Below are 17,954 nucleotides of genomic sequence, written 5' to 3'. Positions count from 1 at the left end.
CGTAGTATTTTAATTCAATCCTTCGTGGGTTGATGTTTGTTCTATTGTAACGTCTGCCACCGCATGCTCTGTTTCTTGATTTTTATTGGAGTTATCATAAATAACTATTGCTGCAACAAAGCTGGCTAAATAAAGTAAACTTTTTAATTTATTGTTCATAACGGTGGGGGTTTTGATTTCTGATGCTAATTTACGGCGACTATTGTCTCTAAAAACTCGATTGTTGCCAAATGAAGTTTTTCTGATGCCAAAGTATAATAAGTTGTTGAATAGCATTTTTGGTTATCGGAGATTTCAATCACTTCATCGGGTAGGGCTGTTTCTAGCTCAATTTAAAGAACACTCAAACTGATTTTTAACTCGTGAAAGAGTACCGTAAAGGTGTTTTGGAAACAAATCACTTTTTTTTATTGGAAATTTCCCAGACAAAAGCTCCGGCCATGTATACTATAAACAGGGCAAATGGTAGTGAAGTAATAATCAATAGTTTTTGGATTGCGGTAAGGACATCTATATCTGGTTTGGCATTCCCTAAAAGAATTAAGGCCATAGTCGCCATTAAAATAAAAACGGCCCAGATAAGTCTGTGCTGCTTGTGGGGGTTCTTTTTACCATGGTCCGTAAACATACTCAATACAAATACCGCAGAGTCTATTGAGGTGACCAAAAAGCTAATGAGCAAAAATATAGTGGTGAAGTTAAGAAGAGTGGCTAAGGGGTAGTTCTTAAAAAAAACGAAGATTGAAGAGAAGACATTACCAAATTCATTGTTGTAAGTCCCCCATACTTCAATAAGTTCAAATGCTGAAGTGCCAAAAACAGAAAACCAGAAGAAAGTGCCTATTGATGGAATTATTAATACGCCCAACAATAACTGGCGCAATGTACGTCCTTTGGATATTCTAGCAATAAATATTCCGGTAAACGGAGCCCAAGCTAACCAAAATGCCCAGTAATAGAAGGTCCAATCCGTTAAGAACGTCATGCCCGGGTCATAATTCCCATAAGCCAAACTCATGGGTATAAAATCAATAAGATAGTTTAGGGTAGCTGTGCCAAAAGCAACCAAAATTCCAGAAGTATCACTCATTAGAAATACAAACACTAATAGGAGGGTGGTGATTAGTATATTGACTTTTGAAATGATTTTAATACCCTTATTAACGCCTTGCCAAGCAGAATAGAAGGCAATAGCCGAAATTAGAACTGCCAAAAGTAGTGTTGTGGTGATGCCTAAATGGCTGTCAAAAACATGGTTTAAACCTCCGTTAATCTGGGTAGTTCCTAAGCTAATTGCAGCTATAAGTCCAAAAATGGTGGTAATGATGGTCATGATGTCTATACCTTTCCTTGCAACAGAATTAGAAATAGTATCTTCTATGGTGGCACTGACCCTAACTTTCTTTTTCTTTACGAAGAGGGCATAACCTACAACCATAGCAAAGAGACCGTAAAAGGCCCATGCGGTAAATCCCCATTGGTAAAAAGTAAACTCCAGCGCTAATATTTCCGGCGCCAAGTCTGACTTATATGGTGGATGTTGTTGCATAAAAACCGGCTCTTGTACGGCACGTAGCAGTATGCCTGAACCCATTCCCGCACTGTAGAGCATGGACGTCCAAGCCCAAAGTGAATGCTCGGGTGTTGAGTTTTTCTTCCCTAATTTAATTTTTCCGAAGGGAGAGAATGCAATGGCCAATAAAAATAGAACGCAGCCTAAACCTAAATAAAGATAGAAGAACCCAAAGTAATTTCGTACCCATATGGATGCAGATTCAATAGATTCATAGGTGGCTTCCGTAGCAAAAAATACTACTAGGGTAAAAGCTAGTATAATGCCAATGGAGATAGAAAGTAATGGGTTTTTTAAATGTTTCATTGGCTGGTATTCGGTTTCGGGTGATAGTTGTGTTTCGTATATTACCTATCCATTACTTCTCATAGATGAGTGTAAAATAAGAACTTTGCCCTAAATCGGACTCCAATACCGCCATAAATTCTTCTGTTTTCGTTTTGATTAATATAGCGGAAGTGTTTGGAGCTACATCACCCAAGTTCTCGGCATGTAGGGTTATGATATTTTCACCCGGTTGTAGATTAAGTTTAAAGAACTGTTTTTTTCGCTTTAAGGCAACCTGCTCAACGGCAATTTTACCATTCAGGTAAACTGTTACAATATCATTATCTATTCTGCGGTGGTCGTACAGCCCTAATTGAACATTTTTCTCTGAAACGGAATAGCGTTCAAAGCTGTCTATTAATGTGCGTTCCGCAATCTTAACTGGGGTGTCGGGTATTATAGTTCCTGCATCTTTGGGAGGGACAACTTTTTCCATTGCTCGGTTGGGAAGTGGTTTTGAAAAAACACCTATTACCTTAATGTCTTTTTTAAAGTTGATGGGTGATGCCTTTGTATCTGTGTTTTTTAGGGCGATAGTTAAATAATCATATGGCTTATCTGGTCTAACTATAAAAGTAAAATGGCCACGGGTAGCATAGTTTGGTGGTGGGTTTACTTCTAATTTAGGTGAGGGTTGAACGGACTCAACAATATCCGAAATACCTTCATTTGATATATCACCACCATTAGAAGGGAATACAGTAATTGGATAGGAGTAACTCTCGTCTTGCAATTGCTTGCCAAAAATCCAAAATCCAACTTCATAAGCTGCCCCCGGCATTAAAGCATCGTTAAGTTCTGCGGTTAAAATGGATTCGTAACCTAGTGGAGGAGTTTTAGGAATTTCCAGGCTCTTCAGTTTGTCATTCTGTGCGTATCCCCATGATAATGTTAAGAAGGACAGGAAAAGCCAAAAAAGCTTTGTATGGCAGAACGATGGATTTTTGTTCATTTTGCTTTGGCAATATTACGTATCATACCTCCAAAGATAAAGTAATGAAAAGGCACAATACTGTACCAATACAAGCGCCCTTTTAAGCCCCTAGGTCTAAAAGTTGCAGTCTGGTGTAAAACATTGTGTTCATCAATTTTAAATTCTAGCCAAGCTTCGCCGGGCAACTTCATTTCGGCAAAAAGTAGAAGGCGCTTTGCTTTTTTATCCGCTAGAAGAACACGCCAAAAATCCAATGAATCGCCAGCATAAATTTTATCCGGATGCGTACGTCCTCGTCGGAGGCCTACACCACCCGAAAACTTATCTATTATTCCCCGTATTTTCCAGAGCCAATTCCCATAATACCAGCCCGTTTCCCCACCAATTTTCCAGATGTTTTTTAAAACCTGGTCAGGGTTGTCCACTTTTACTTTTTTCTCATCTTTTAAAACCCCATATTTTGGAACCTGAATGTATTTCTCCAAATTCTTTTTAAAGCGGCCGCTCACCATGCTGTCTTTCCAGCTGCTTACCACGAGATTTTGCTCTATCTTTTTAAATGCTAAATCAATGGCCTCTTTGTAGCTATGTGGTTTGATGTTCAGAATTTCCTGTAACCGATTGTTGCTGGCAATGACCTCTATTTTCATACTATCTACAAGGTTCAATGCCAATTTATATGAGGTAGAGGTTACCAAATAAAGCCAGTAACTAGATAGTTTGGGGGTCATTACGGGAACCGTCATAATATAGTTTTTAAACCCTCGCACTTCGGCATATTGCTCCAACATCTGTTTGTAGGTGAGGACATCGGGTCCGGCAATATCAAAAGAACCATTATAGGTTTTTTCATTGCCCAGAACACCGGTCAAAAAAGTTAGGATATCCCTAATGGCAATGGGCTGTGTTTTGGTCAATACCCATTTTGGTGTAATCATAACCGGTAATTTTTCGCAGAGGTCACGTATAATTTCAAATGATGAACTTCCTGAGCCCACTATAATACCGGCCCGTAAAACGGTTAGTTCAAAAGAGCCTTCATAAAGTATGCGCTCTACATTCTTTCTAGACCAAAGGTGTTTGGATAGGTTCTCTTCGTTTACGATTCCACTGAGATAAATAACTTGTTTAACTTGGGTTTCGCTGAGGTAGGCATTGAAATTTTTCGCAGTTTTGGCTTCCATGGCATCAAAATCTTGCGTAGATGAACTCATGGAGTGTATTAGAAAATAGGCGGCATTAATATCCTTCGGAATTTTAAAAGGTTCAACCTCCTTTAGGAAATCGACTTCCAGAACCTCAATCTGCGCTCGCATTTCTTTCTCAATAGAAAACCGAGCTTCATCACGAACGGTGCACACCACTTCATGGCCCATGTCCAATAATTGCGGTAACAATCGCATACCAATATAGCCATTGGCACCTGTTAAGAGTATTTTCATGGGCTGCTATGTATTATAGGTCTTCGATTGAGGTGGGTGAATTGTCGGCTTTGTAATTTTGAATTTTAATAAAGAATTTCTGAATGGCTTTAGTATCTGCTTTAACTTTAATAAAATAATGGTCGCGATAAATGGAATAGATTCCAATATCACCTTTGTATAACGTGAGTTTGTAAAATGGAATGACCAAAGCAAAAGTTTCCAATAACGACCTGAAGCGAACTATGATTCCTTTTGGCCGTAGTTCAATATTACATTGATCGCGGTTATTGTCTAAAATCAACAGGTTTCTAATTTCAACACTGGTTTCGGTAATGAACAACCGCGGCGAACCTATGCCACCCATATCCCACCTTTTACGTAGCGTAAAAGGCTTTCCTACCGCTTCATCTATTTTTTTGGTAACCTGTTTGTCTGTATATGATACGTTTAAAAGCATGTAGGGTCTCTTTTAAAATTAATTGCTCAATATGGTGCCATTTTCATAAAGTTAAAGAAAACCGAAGCCAATACACCTAGTCTTAGGGTAAAAGCGTAAAAAATGATTAGTTTTGCAGCCTGAAACGATAGATTATATGAGTATTCAAGCAATTTTAGAAACCAAGGTTAAAGAGGCGGTTGCAGCTATTTTTGAAATAGAACTTCCATCAGTGGAGTTTCAACCTACCCGAAAAGATTTTGAAGGTGATGTAACTATTGTGGTATTTCCTATGCTTCGTTTCGTAAAAGGAAACCCTGTTCAAATAGGTGAGCAAATAGGTGCGTATCTGGAAAAAGAAGTAGCTGAGGTTACTGGTTTTAATGTAATTAAGGGTTTTTTGAACTTGGTTATTGCAGATGCTTATTATCTTGATTTCTTCAACGGGATAAAAGCAAATGACAGCTATGGTTTTGTTTCTCAAAAAGAAAACGATGCTATAATGGTGGAATATTCTTCACCTAACACCAACAAACCTTTGCACTTAGGACATATTAGAAATAACCTCTTAGGGTATTCCGTTGCCGAGATTTTAAAGGCTTCGGGTAAGAAGGTGTACAAAACCCAGATTATAAACGACCGTGGCATTCATATTTGTAAAAGTATGTTAGCGTGGCAGCGTTTTGGAAATGGGGAGACACCAGAAAGTACAGGGCTAAAAGGCGATAAACTGGTTGGTAACTATTATGTTGCTTTTGATAAAGCTTATAAGGCCGAAATAGCTGAAATGGTAGCCGCAGGAACTGATAAAAAGGTAGCTGAAAAAGAAGCTCCTATTCTGTTGGAAGCTCAAGAAATGCTTCAAAAATGGGAAGCCGGTGATGAGGAAGTCGTTTCGCTTTGGAAAGAAATGAACGGCTGGGTCTATAAAGGCTTTGATGTTACCTATAAAAACCTGGGTGTTGATTTTGATACTTTATACTACGAAAGTAACACCTATTTATTAGGTAAAGATGTAGTGGCGGGCGGACTAGAAAAAGGAATATTCTTTAAAAAGGAAGATGGTAGTGTTTGGATAGACTTGACAGATGATGGTCTTGATGAAAAAATAGTACTCCGTTCAGATGGCACGGCAGTCTATATGACCCAAGATATAGGTACGGCTATACAAAGAGTTAAAGATTATCCAGATGTGGGTGGTATGGTCTACACGGTGGGTAATGAGCAAGATTATCACTTTAAAGTGTTGTTTTTGATCTTGAAGAAACTTGGTTTTTCTTGGTCTGAAAACCTACATCATTTGAGCTACGGTATGGTAGATTTACCAAGTGGTAAAATGAAGAGTAGGGAAGGCACCGTTGTAGATGCGGATGATTTAATGAACGATATGACCAGAACGGCCGCTCAAATATCGGAAGATTTAGGCAAGTTGGAGGGGTATTCTGATGAAGAGAAAAATGCCCTCTATAAATTAATTGGCCTTGGGGCACTTAAGTACTTTATTTTAAAAGTAGACCCCAAAAAACGTATTCTTTTTGATCCTGAAGAATCTGTAGATTTTCAAGGGAATACAGGGCCTTTTATTCAATATACCTATGCGCGTATTCAGTCTATCCTAAGAAAGGCAGATTTTGATACCACTGCGGATGTAATAGTCAATGCTTTGCATGACAAAGAAAAGGAGCTTATAAAACAATTGCAATTGTACCCGGAAGTTATTCAATTGGCAGCAGAGAATTATAGTCCAGCTCTAATTGCCAACTATACTTACGATTTGGTAAAGGAATTTAACTCATTCTATCAGCAGGTTTCTATTTTAGGAGAAACCGATGAGCAAAAACGATTATTGCGTGTGCAACTTTCTCAAAAAGTGAGTGAAGTGGTAGCATCTGCATTTAAACTTTTAGGAATAGACGTTCCGGAGCGTATGTAGAAATAGTCCTGTACAATTTAAAATCTTTTTTGGAGTTGTAAGCAGTATGTTAACAGAGCATAATTTCAAAATTTTGGCGCTAGCCTTTCTTTTGTTTCAGGTGTTGTATATGGTCTACTATACCATTGGCCTCTATGCTTTGAATCCCTTTGTAAGAACAAAGTTACTTTCTGCTAAAGATAGGCGGTTACTAGAAGATAATTTTGCAATTTATTCTGAACTGCCCATTTCATTACGAGAGAAGTGCGATAAGCGTATTATGTGGTTTAGAAGTAGAAAGAAGTTTGTTTTCTATGGACGGGTAGATGAAAAAGAAGAACTGAAATTGCTATTAAGCGCTTCTGCCATATTAATGACATTGGGTTTAAAGGACTATAAAATGCGACGTTCACTGTTGCGAATTATCGTTTATCCCTCAAAATACTATTCCCGTATCAATAGAAGACACCATTTGGGAGAGTACAACCCTCGGTTTAAAACGGTTATTGTTTCCGCCGATACCATTTGGGAAGGGTTCCGGATTTCAGATGACAACCTGAACTTGGCTTTGCATGAATTTGCCCATGCACTTAGTTTCGAAATGATTCGGAAAAGTTCTTGGGAAGCCAGAAAGTTTAGGGTGGGACTTAAAAAAATAAAAGAGATTTTCTTGAGGGAAGGGTACGCTCAAAAGTTGGCGGATTCTAATTATTTTAGAGAATATGGAATGACCAACCTGCAAGAATTCTTTTCTGTAGCGGTGGAAAATTATGCGGAAACACCCCAAAAATTCTTAGCTGATTTTCCGGAACTCTATGCGATTATTCAAAAAATGCTAAATTTTGATTTTCAAGTTATACCAGAACAACTTCCCGGAGAAATAGCAACTATAGAATCCTAATTTTAGGAACTACAGAATATTGCCAGGTCTGGAATCCAGGTGATTTGTATTCCAAATTTTTAATTGGTTGGTATGGTCAATATTCCCTCCGGATAACATAACCATAATACGTTTTTTAGTGGTACAATTTTTTAACCATTGTACAACACCTTCCATAGCCATTGCGCTAGTGGGTTCAATATGCAGCTTTAGTAGATGGGTAAGCCATTGCGTCCAATATATCAGTTTTGATTCTTCAACCTCGTACATGCCGTCTAACTTTTTTAAATACTCAAAAGTAATATCACCAACAGCCATGGTCATGGCACCATCGGCCAACGTATCTGGTGTTACCGTCAATCTTTGAATTTTGTTGGTACGTAATGATTCTGCGGCATCGTTGGCATTTAAAGGTTCAACTCCAAGCACTTTGGTTTTTGGTGATAGCGAGTTTGTGGCTATAACCGTACCGGATAAAAGTCCGCCGCCACCACAAGGTGCAAAAACAGCATCTATGTCCGTTACTTGCTCTAAGGCTTCGCAGATTGCGGTGCCTTGGCCCGCGATAACTTGATGATGATTAAAAGGCGGAATCCAATATGTGCCTTCTTCTTTGGAAGCGGCAAGTACACGTTCATCGGCAATATTCCTATTTTCACAAAGCTCCACTTTTGCACCGTACGATTGGGTAGCTTGAATTTTTATTTTGGATGAATAGCCGGGCATGTAAATAGTTGCAGGGATGTTAAACTGACTCGCTGCCCATGCTACTGCTTGCGAGTGATTACCGGAACTGTTGGCAATTACATGCTTGGGCCGTTCGTTATTTTCTATTAACCAAGCCAACGTGTTGCATGCGCCTCTTGCTTTAAAAGCACCTATTTTTTGCAAACATTCTGCCTTAAAATAAATCTCATGACCCAACCAATCATTTAAAAGGGTTGAGCTTAGGATCGGTGTTTGGGATATATGGCCGTCAATACGTTTTCGAGCTTTTTGGATGTCTTCTATAGTGGGCATGGCTAGAGCGGATTGGAAGTTAAATAAGGAATAATGTATCCGCTAAAATTAACTATAATTTAGTGAAGGCTTAGTCTAATCACTTTAAAATCTGACCCTGAAATTTACATTGGGAGTAAGGCCTAAAGAAACAGTTTCTACTTTTTCTATTTCACCATCGTCATTAAATTGATAATAGGTATTGAGAATATTTTTTCGACTTGTAAAGTTTAAAACGGAAACACCTGCGGAAGCCTTAAGTTTTTTGGTGATATTAAAATTGTAAATAGCGGAAACATCGGCACGTAAATATTCGGGTAGTCTGCTGCTATTGGGTTCTTGGTAGTTAATCCTATTGGGGAAGAAGGTGGCATTTATGGGTTCTTCCGCATCAGGTTCCGTATAGGGTTTACCGGTACGATAATTTAAGCCGATACCAAATTTAAAATTTTCTAAGGTGTAAGTGCCGGCAAATGTTGCCGCATGTCTAATGTCTAGATTATTCGGAAAATCTGGGGGAACGACTTCAGAAAAATTATAAGTATTGAAATTGTAGGTGTAGCTGGCCCATACACTGTAGTTATCTGTTTTTTTATTGATTAGGAATTCAATGCCCTTTACATCATACTTTCCTATTTCTCCGTTAAACTGATTTTGGTTCTGAAAACCTTGGGTAGAAGTGCTAATGCCATCTACTTCTTTGTAAAAAGCTTCTATCCCAACGTAAAAGTTTTGATGGTCATAATTGATGCCTATGGAACCCTGTTTACTTTTGGTAATGGGCAGTTGGTCCCCATCGGAAACAATCCACCTTCTTTTTTCTATGCCTAAGAAATTTTGCTCTAAGTCGATAATTTGATTGGTAGCCTGACTTTTAAATTCCCCAAGCGCTTGAACTTTTAAATATTTGGTGAAAGCATAATTAAAACTAACCCTAGGTTCCAATATATACTCTTTAAAAGTATCCGGGTTCTCTAGGTAATTCATCCGTAAGCCACCTCTGGCAAAGACCCGTTTGTTCGTAGAGGTAAAGGTAAGCTCCGAAAAAAGAGCGTGACTTTTAATAACATTGCGAGCGTTGCTTTCAAAGGGAGGTTGCGTTACCGATGTTTCGTTGGCAATACCCGTATCTGTAAATTGATACCCGTTAAGCCAGTCAAAATTTTGGTTTGGAGTATAGTTTGTATTGAGTTTTAGTGCCGTTTCTTCAACCTCGTTATTCTGAAAAAGAATCTGTTCCGCGTTACCGGAGATGTTACGGGCGTTTAACTTGTAGGTTGTATGATACGCATTTAAAAAAGTACTGAAGTTTTCGCTCCAATCGCTTTTTAAACTTGTCCCAAAGGAGAGGTTGTGTTGGTTTAAAGCGCTCTGTATTTCAGTGTCATTGTCCATGTCGCGCTCTGTATAATCCAACAGGTTGTTGATGTTGATAAAACTAAAACGAAGGTGCTGCTTTTCGTTGATGTCGTATAATAACTTACCCGTAAAATCATAGAAATAGAAATTACCTTCTTGTGCCACTTGGCTATCATCAAAAACACGGGTGAAAAATTTATCGTAGGTAGGAGTATTAATTAGGTCGGTTAGAGAGCGTCTAGCGGAAAATTGTACCGCCAATTTATCATTGATCGGAAGGTGACCATAGACATCGCCTCCAATAAGGTTAAAACCTGCACCTGCAAAGAAAGTATCTGAAATATCATCTTTGGTGCGCATGTCTATAATGCCGCTAACACCATCGCCATATTCGCTTCCCGTGCCGTTTTTTATCAGCGTAACTTTATCCGTTAAGTAGGGGTTGAACGCAGAAATCAATCCAAAAAAGTGCCCGGATTGGTACATTTTTATACCGTCCCACAGGACCAGGTTTTGGTCATTGCTACCCCCGCGAATATTAATATTGGACACGGTTTCGTCCGTGCTTTCAACTCCGGGCAATGCTTGAACGGTCTTTAAAACATCGGGCTCTATTAAACCAGGAAGAATGCCAAACTCTTCACTACTCATTTGGAGGCCGCCATCTAATTGTTTTACCAGTCCTTTGGTTAAAAATTCATATACAACCACCTCTTCTAATTGCTGATAAAATTGAGCCAATAGAAGTGTGCTGCAAGGCTCTTTCTTTATAAGTTCGTCAGCACTTACAAATAAGGTTTTATAACCTAAATATTTAATTTGAAGCGAAGCCTTTCTAGGAATATTGGCTAACGAAAACGTGCCGCTATCATCTAGAATTGTAGATATATTGGTGCCTAATACTTTTATACTGGCACCATAAAGGGTGTTCATTTTAAAATTATCAAGAACTGTTGCGCAAATAGAAACAAAGTTACTTTTGGAAAGCGTATAATAACGCTCGTTAAGTTTTTCTATCTCAACTTGAGCTTGATTCTCAATATCATCAAGAATATCAGCTAATATTTTTTTTTCGGGGATATGGATTTCGAGCTCATAAATTTCATTATCCGCATAAGAGAATTTAATATCGAAATCCTGTTCTAGCTGCTGTAGAAAAGTAGATAGCCCTACCTTGTCCGAGCTTTGAGCTATGGTATGGTTGGCGCTTAGGAAACACGTAAGACCTATAATGAAAAGAAGAAGTTTACGGATTCTTATCGACATAAAAGAGCACTTTGCTGCCCTCAAATTTAAACTTTATTTGCGAGGGTGCGCTTATGCTTTTTAAGGCAATTTCCCTATCCGTGTTGCTAAATGTTCCCGTAAACAGTTGTTCCAAGTCTACACCTTTTGTTTCTACGGTAACGTTATGTTGTCTTTGGAACTCATTAAGCACATATTTTAGAGGTACACTTTTAAACGTGCTTTCATTGTTCATCCATGAAGGTTGCAGTAATTTTGATTCTGGAGAAGCTATAATATTGCCGTCTATTACTATAAATGCGGCGCCTGCGGGAAGTTTTGTTTCTTTTCCCTTAAAGGAAACACTTACCGAACCTTCAAAGCAGGTAACTTCAAAAAAACCTTTTCTATTTTCTACGTTAAACTGAGTTCCCAATACGGCAATGGTTCCCGCGTCTGTGGCTACTGTAAAACGTTTGCCTTTGGCTACTTTAAAAAATGCTTCACCTTTAAGCTCCACATTCCGCTCTTCGCTCCATTTCCTTTCACTGAATGAAAGTTCAGAATCTGCATTCAATTGTACTTTTGAGTTGTCCGGAAGCGTAACTTCTTTGCTCTCGGCATATTTGGTTACAATATTTTTATCTAGTGTATTGAGATAAAAATAAGAACCGAACATAAGTATTGCTGCAGCAGAGGCAATTCGTAAAAATTTCTTGAAAGGATGCAGCTGTACCACCTTCGTATCTTGTAAAGTACGTTGGTTCTTTATAGCCATAAGAGCCTCATCCGCATCAAAATCAGGTGCTTGCAACTGACTGGAAGCGGCAACAATACGCTCATAGGAAGCATACTCGGCAGATTTTTTAAACTCTGCGAGTTCGGCCTCAGTGAGGTCATTGTTCAACCATTTTGCTAAGTGATTTTCTTGCATCAATTCTAGCTTTATGCCTTAGTAACAATCCGTTACGTAAATACCCTACTTTTTATTGTCAATACTTGTTCGGTATGGCAAAAGAATTATTTTATCAACCATCGATTGCTCAATATTTTTTAACTTCTACTAACTACTAACTACTAACTACTAACTACTAACTACTAACTACTAACTACTAACTACTAACTACTAACTACTAACTACTAACTACTAACTACTAACTACTAACTACTAACTACTAACTACTAACATTATATCCCCTCAATCTTTTCCCTAAGGGACTTTAATGCCAAATGCATTCGTTTTTCAATCGCCTTTACGCTAACACCCTCCATTTCTGCTATTTCTGCATATTTTTTTCCATCTATACGATTAAGTAAAAAAGTAGTACGTTGGTTTTCAGGTAAACTATCCAGGGCCCGGTTCAATTTTTGTTTAAACTCTTCTTCTTCCAATAGGAATTCCGGAGACTCATGGGTAACCTTTAGCGTCTTGTCCGCATACTTTAAACGAACTTTTTCGGCTTTTATCACATTAAGGTACAAATTATTGGCTACGGTGTATACATAGGACTTTGCTTTAGCGGGAGAAACCTTGGCGCAATTTTCCCAAAGCTTTACAAAGGCTTCTTGGACAGAGTCGTGGGCTTTTTCCTCATTACCGAACTTATAATATATATAGTTGAAAACCGTTTTAGAATTAGCTTTGAAAATGGTATCAAAGACTTGCTCTTCGCAAACATTGCCTGTATTTTTGGTTTCCAATTAGGGTGATTTTTTCCAAAGGTATTTGAAAAAATCCGAACTGTGCAAGTAGGGTATTTTAATTATGGGTTGTTTCAGAATTAAAGTTCCCCTAAATTCCCGATCAATATGAAGAAGTGTTTTAAATTTTCATTAGTGGCTTTCCTACTGGCCCTGATAATGGCTTTGACATCCTGTCAAGATGAGGAACCTTTTGTTGAAACGATAGATGAGGAGCAAACACTATCTTTTGATTCTACGGCACTAGAGTTGTTGAAAGAAACAGTTTCCAATGATGGCTCTTATGATAATTTAGTGGACGGAGCAAGTTGTTTTGATATTCAATTTCCGTATTCCGTTGTTTTAAACGATGCAAAATTAACCATAGCTTCCATGAGCGGACTTCAGGTTTTGGAAGAGGCTTTGGATGCAATAGATGGTGATGCCAGTTCCATGGATATTGTTTTTCCTATTACTGTAACGCTAGCAGATTATACAGAAGAAACCATCAATTCTAAAGGTGATCTAGAAAAAATAGCATCGGGCTGTATTGAAGGAGGTAATGATGCAGATATTGAATGTGTGGATCTAGTATACCCTACCACTGTATTTACGTATAATGCCAATTTTCAGCAAATGACATCCGTTACGGTAAATCACGATATGGAACTAAGAAGGTTCTTTGCCGGTCTTGCGGATACGGATTTGGTAAGCTTTGACTTCCCTGTCGTTTTTCAATATGCAGATAGTTCAGAAGTTACCGTAAATACAAATGGAGAGCTTGCCAATCTTTTAAAAAGTGCAAAGGAGGCTTGTGATGAAGATGATGATAATGATTATAATGATGATGATTTTACCCTAGAGCAATTAAATAGTGTTTTAGTCCAATGCCCATGGAGCTTTGTGCAAGTGCAACAAAAAAGTATAGATCAATCTGAGCAGTATAATAATTATACGTTCTCTTTTGAAGAAGAAGGGAAGGTTGTTGCATATGGTAGTAACGGGTATGCTATTGAGGGGGAATGGAGCACAACGGTAGTTGATTATAGGGTGGTTTTAGAATTGAAATTTGAGGATGATGCGAATTTTAACAACACTTGGAAAGTCTACGAAATTAAAGAAGGAAAAATAAAAATGTTCGTTGGCGAGGATTCCATGGTGCTGGAAAAAGACTGTGAGTACCAACCCACAATTTGTACCGCCGAAAGTATACAGACTAAATTAAGTACCTGTACTTGGAAAATAGCAGATGAAAAAGGGGAATTCTTTGAAGATTTAATTATTGAATTTTCAGAACAGCGCATGTTCGTTTATGCCGCTAACGGAGAAACGGTTGATGAAGGAGCTTGGACGGTGGAAGAAAATATTCTGGTGTTCAGAGGTCTAAGCGGAAATTTGGAAAATTATATTGGTGAATGGCAGGTTCTTGAATGCGGCCAGGAGTACTTAAAAATAAAGAGAAAAGAAGAAGTGGTTGTTTTAAGTAAAGTATGCAACTAGCTTTTGATATGTAGTAGTTTAGTGTAACCAGATACCTATTTTGTCCCACAGATGATTAAAGAGCATCCATCAAAAGATGGGTGCTTTTTTTATGAGGTCATATTTTTTTCTTTCCATCCTGTTCTTTCCCTCAGTTATTATTAAATTTGCCTTTCTTCAAAAGCAAGTAAGACGATGTTTGACAATTTAAGTGATAAGCTAGATAAAGCCCTACATACCCTACGGGGCCACGGGCAGATAACGGAAATTAATGTTGCCGAAACAACCAAGGAAGTCCGCCGGGCTTTGTTGGATGCCGATGTTAACTTTAGAATAGCCAAGGAGTTTACCAATAAGGTCAAAGAAAAAGCTTTGGGTCAAGATGTATTGACCACATTGCAGCCCGGCCAGTTAATGGTAAAGATTGTCAAAGATGAGCTTACTGAACTAATGGGAGGGGAGACTGAAGGTATTAACCTTTCGGCCACCCCATCTGTAATTTTAATGTCAGGCCTGCAAGGTTCGGGGAAAACTACTTTTTCGGGTAAACTGGCAAACTTTCTTAAGACGAAGAAAACAAAGAAACCTTTATTGGTAGCTTGTGATGTATATCGTCCGGCGGCTATTGACCAGTTGCACGTAGTTGGTGAGCAGATAGGGGTTGAGGTGTATTCCGATCGTGACGAGAAAAACCCAGTAAAGATTGCGCAAGCTGGTATTGCCAAAGCAAAATCAGAAGGATATAATGTAGTTATTATAGATACTGCGGGTCGTTTGGCGGTAGATGAAGAGATGATGAATGAAATCTCTGAGATCCATAAGGCCATTCAACCTCAAGAAACACTATTTGTAGTGGATTCTATGACGGGTCAAGATGCTGTAAATACAGCAAAGGCCTTCAATGATATTCTGAATTTTGATGGTGTGGTACTTACCAAATTGGATGGTGATACCCGTGGTGGAGCTGCTATATCAATTAAATCCGTAGTAGATAAGCCTATAAAATTCATCGGTACAGGTGAAAAAATGGAAGCTATTGACGTTTTCCACCCTTCACGTATGGCCGAACGTATTTTGGGCATGGGTGATGTTATTTCCTTGGTTGAGCGTGCCCAAGAGCAGTTCGATGAAGAGGAAGCCCGTAAGATTCAAAAGAAAATAGCCAAGAACAGATTCGGTTTTGATGATTTTCTTTCCCAGATACAACAAATCAAAAAGATGGGTAACATCAAAGATTTGATGGGGATGATTCCCGGTGCCGGAAAAGCTTTGAAAGGTCTGGATATTGATGATGATGCCTTTAAACATATTGAGGCCATTATTCATAGTATGACGCCAGATGAACGTGCTAATCCTTCTAAATTAAACGTTAGCCGTAAAAAAAGAATCGCTAAAGGAAGCGGTAGGGAAGTGCAAGAAGTGAATCAGCTTTTAAAGCAATTTGACCAGATGAGCAAAATGATGAAAATGATGCAAGGTGGTGGCGGTAAAAAGATGATGCAGATGATGGGCAATATGAAAGGAATGCAATAAGGGCTTGAATAAAGCGATACAAGACTAGTTTTAGACCATAACCGAATACAATGAAATTACTGGACGGAAAAAAAGTTTCCAACGAAATAAAGGACGAGATTGCTATTGAGGTAGCGAATATGAAAGAGCGTGGTGAGAAAGTGCCTCATTTGGCTGCCGTTCTTGTGGGTAATGATGGTGCTAGTCTAACCTACGTAGGGAGTAAGGTACGTTCGTGTAAAAAAATAGGTTTTGAATCAACTTTGATTCACTTGCCTAGCGAAACTACGGAAGAGGAATTGTTAAAGCAAGTAGCTGAGCTTAATGCCAATTCGGATATTGATGGTTATATCGTTCAGCTGCCCTTGCCAAAACATATAGACGAAGAAAAAGTTTTAATGGCCGTTGATCCTGATAAAGATGTGGACGGATTTCACCCTGCCAACTTCGGGAAAATGGCATTGGATATGGAAACGTTTATATCTGCCACACCGTTTGGTATTATGGAACTTTTAAAACGTTACAAAGTAGATACACAGGGCAAGCATGCCGTTGTTATAGGTCGTAGCCATATTGTAGGTAGACCCATAAGTATTTTAATGAGCCAGAAAGGGGAAGCCGCAAACTGTACCGTAACACTTGCCCATAGTAGAACAAAGAATATTCAGGAGCTTACTTTACAGGCAGATATAATTGTATCAGCGTTAGGTGTGCCTCATTTCTTAAAAGCTGAAATGGTAAAAGAAGGGGCGGTTATTATTGATGTAGGTATTACCAGGGTTACTGATGAAACTAAAGACAAAGGATATTACATTACAGGCGATGTTGATTTTGAACCAGTAAGTAAAAAAGCTTCGTTTATTACTCCTGTTCCTGGTGGTGTTGGCCCAATGACCATTGCTATGTTATTAAAAAATACACTTTTGGCAAGGGAGCGGCATAGAAGTAATAACTAATTAATCATTTAGCCGAAGCAAAAACTCTTTATTGATGGCTGCTCGCGTAATTTTTTGATTTTTAGATATTTCCGCTACTAGGCTAACAACATTTTAGCGTAATTCAACGTTTTGGTTTTGTAAGACCAACCATAAAATGCCAGAAGCCGTAGCTCCCATACATATACAACTGGATCCCTTTTTTGACTTGTCAATGGATTCTTTGTGTGTGGCAGGTTTTGATGGGTATTTTCGAAAAGTAAACCCGGCCTTCGTTAAACTTCTAGGCTATTCAGAAGAGGAGCTGTTCTCTACCTTAATTTCGGATTTTATTTATGAAGAGGATCGAGAGATTACCGCTTCTCACCGTGAAAGCTTAATAAAAAGCAAACCTCTTGTAAATTTTGAAAACAGATACATTTGCAAATCAGGAGAATTAATATGGTTACATTGGACCTCTATTCCCATGCCAGAGGAACAGTTGGTGTATGCAATTGCTAAAAATATAACCCATAAAAAGAGCTTGGAGTCGGAACGTGTATCACACGTAGCCCATCTTTCGCAAATAAACCAAAAACTTAAGCAGCTAAATTATACCACTTCACATGATTTAAGGTCGCCCGTGAATAATCTTTTATACTTAGTAGATATACTGGGCCTTGAAGAAAATAACAAAGAAGAAACCGCTAAGATCCTCGATTATATAAAACTGTCTGCAGAAGGCCTTAAAACCACTTTAGATTCTTATGTAGATGCTTTAAAGGAAAATGAAGTGACTAGTATTCGTATAGATGAGGTTTGTTTTGATGAAGTTTTTCAGAAAGTAAAAAGTTCAATTAGTTCCTTAATTGAAGATTCTAAAGCAAAATTCTTTTTAGACTTTTCTGCTCTGGAGAGTGTTGGGTTCAATACTTCCTATATGGAAAGTATTTTTCTTAACCTTATTACAAACTCAATCAAGTATGCAAAACCTGATGTTTTCCCGGAGATCAGAATAACCACAAATCAAGTTAATGGTGAAAATTCATTCGTGTTTACTGATAATGGACTTGGTTTTGATATGGACAAGGTGGGACATCTTGTATTTAATTTAAACCAAAGGTTTCATGGTACAAAAGACAGCAAAGGGGTAGGGCTCTATTTAGTACACAGTCATATTACCAGTCTTGGTGGTTCTATAAATGTAGATAGTGAGGTGAATAAGGGAAGTACATTTACAATCAAGTTTAAATCTTAAATTTAGTTACGCTTCTCTGTTCTAATATGCCTTGCATTAGTTA

General features: G+C 38.3%; 15 protein-coding genes. 6 read left to right on the top strand and 9 right to left on the bottom strand.

The features are described from left to right. Nucleotides 1-9: 9 nt before the first annotated feature. The 5 genes from P0077_RS04150 to P0077_RS04130 form a co-directional block, all read right to left on the bottom strand. Nucleotides 10-159: a hypothetical protein gene (locus P0077_RS04150; RefSeq protein WP_276167905.1), complete on the bottom strand. Its 150-nt coding sequence runs from the start codon at nucleotides 157-159 to the stop codon at nucleotides 10-12. A gap of 238 nt (nucleotides 160-397) precedes the next feature. Next, nucleotides 398-1,879 (bottom strand): BCCT family transporter, encoded by a 1,482-nt coding sequence (locus P0077_RS04145; protein ID WP_276167904.1) that lies wholly within the window; start codon nucleotides 1,877-1,879, stop codon nucleotides 398-400. Between the two features lie 52 nt (nucleotides 1,880-1,931). Next, entirely contained in the window at nucleotides 1,932-2,852 is a 921-nt protein-coding gene (locus P0077_RS04140) for a hypothetical protein (protein ID WP_276167903.1), read from the bottom strand. Then, nucleotides 2,849-4,276, bottom strand: a complete 1,428-nt coding sequence (locus P0077_RS04135; protein WP_276167902.1) for an SDR family oxidoreductase — start codon at nucleotides 4,274-4,276, stop codon at nucleotides 2,849-2,851. The genes P0077_RS04140 and P0077_RS04135 overlap by 4 nt, the downstream gene beginning before the upstream one ends. Before the next feature lie 13 nt (nucleotides 4,277-4,289). After that, nucleotides 4,290-4,715, bottom strand: coding sequence for a hypothetical protein (locus P0077_RS04130; RefSeq protein ID WP_276167901.1), 426 nt, complete (start codon nucleotides 4,713-4,715; stop codon nucleotides 4,290-4,292). A 136-nt stretch (nucleotides 4,716-4,851) separates the two neighbouring features. On the opposite strand from P0077_RS04130, the gene argS reads away from it, so the two are divergent. Then, a complete protein-coding gene (gene argS / locus P0077_RS04125; protein WP_276167900.1) occupies nucleotides 4,852-6,627 on the top strand; it encodes an arginine--tRNA ligase in 1,776 nt (591 codons plus the stop codon). 73 nt (nucleotides 6,628-6,700) lie between these two features. Further along, nucleotides 6,701-7,507 carry a zinc-dependent peptidase gene (locus P0077_RS04120; RefSeq protein WP_276167899.1) on the top strand — a complete coding sequence of 269 codons (807 nt, stop codon included), beginning with the start codon at nucleotides 6,701-6,703 and terminating at the stop codon, nucleotides 7,505-7,507. A 9-nt stretch (nucleotides 7,508-7,516) separates the two neighbouring features. Here the strand turns inward: P0077_RS04120 and P0077_RS04115 are convergent, their stop codons facing one another. The 4 genes from P0077_RS04115 to P0077_RS04100 all read right to left on the bottom strand — a co-directional run bounded on the left by P0077_RS04115 (nucleotide 7,517) and on the right by P0077_RS04100 (nucleotide 12,769). Continuing rightward, on the bottom strand, nucleotides 7,517-8,506 hold the full coding sequence (locus P0077_RS04115) for a serine/threonine dehydratase (protein ID WP_276167898.1): 990 nt from the start codon (nucleotides 8,504-8,506) through the stop codon (nucleotides 7,517-7,519). An 84-nt stretch (nucleotides 8,507-8,590) separates the two neighbouring features. After that, nucleotides 8,591-11,110: a TonB-dependent receptor gene (locus P0077_RS04110; protein ID WP_276167897.1), complete on the bottom strand. Its 2,520-nt coding sequence runs from the start codon at nucleotides 11,108-11,110 to the stop codon at nucleotides 8,591-8,593. After that, on the bottom strand, nucleotides 11,091-12,002 hold the full coding sequence (locus tag P0077_RS04105; protein ID WP_276167896.1) for a FecR family protein: 912 nt from the start codon (nucleotides 12,000-12,002) through the stop codon (nucleotides 11,091-11,093). Before P0077_RS04105 ends, P0077_RS04110 begins: the two co-directional genes overlap by 20 nt. A gap of 254 nt (nucleotides 12,003-12,256) precedes the next feature. Next, complete coding sequence (locus P0077_RS04100) at nucleotides 12,257-12,769, bottom strand: RNA polymerase sigma factor (protein ID WP_276167895.1); 513 nt, start codon at nucleotides 12,767-12,769, stop codon at nucleotides 12,257-12,259. Nucleotides 12,770-12,877: 108 nt separating this feature from the next. On the opposite strand from P0077_RS04100, the gene P0077_RS04095 reads away from it, so the two are divergent. From P0077_RS04095 to P0077_RS04080, 4 genes are all read left to right on the top strand, one after another. Further along, the gene (locus P0077_RS04095; RefSeq protein ID WP_276167894.1) at nucleotides 12,878-14,248 is read left to right on the top strand and encodes a hypothetical protein; all 1,371 of its coding nucleotides are present in this window, start codon (nucleotides 12,878-12,880) and stop codon (nucleotides 14,246-14,248) included. A 174-nt stretch (nucleotides 14,249-14,422) separates the two neighbouring features. Continuing rightward, nucleotides 14,423-15,760 carry a signal recognition particle protein gene (gene ffh / locus P0077_RS04090; RefSeq protein WP_276167893.1) on the top strand — a complete coding sequence of 446 codons (1,338 nt, stop codon included), beginning with the start codon at nucleotides 14,423-14,425 and terminating at the stop codon, nucleotides 15,758-15,760. A gap of 50 nt (nucleotides 15,761-15,810) precedes the next feature. Continuing rightward, nucleotides 15,811-16,695 carry a bifunctional methylenetetrahydrofolate dehydrogenase/methenyltetrahydrofolate cyclohydrolase FolD gene (folD, locus tag P0077_RS04085; protein WP_276167892.1) on the top strand — a complete coding sequence of 295 codons (885 nt, stop codon included), beginning with the start codon at nucleotides 15,811-15,813 and terminating at the stop codon, nucleotides 16,693-16,695. A 136-nt stretch (nucleotides 16,696-16,831) separates the two neighbouring features. After that, the gene (locus P0077_RS04080) at nucleotides 16,832-17,911 is read left to right on the top strand and encodes a sensor histidine kinase (protein ID WP_276167891.1); all 1,080 of its coding nucleotides are present in this window, start codon (nucleotides 16,832-16,834) and stop codon (nucleotides 17,909-17,911) included. Nucleotides 17,912-17,954 lie beyond the last annotated feature (43 nt).

The sequence above is a fragment of the Zobellia alginiliquefaciens genome (assembly GCF_029323795.1).
In the GTDB taxonomy this organism is placed as follows: Bacteria; Bacteroidota; Bacteroidia; order Flavobacteriales; family Flavobacteriaceae; genus Zobellia; species Zobellia alginiliquefaciens.
The sequence above is the reverse complement of the archived record's forward strand: the minus strand, read 5'-3'. Positions and strand labels throughout refer to the sequence as shown.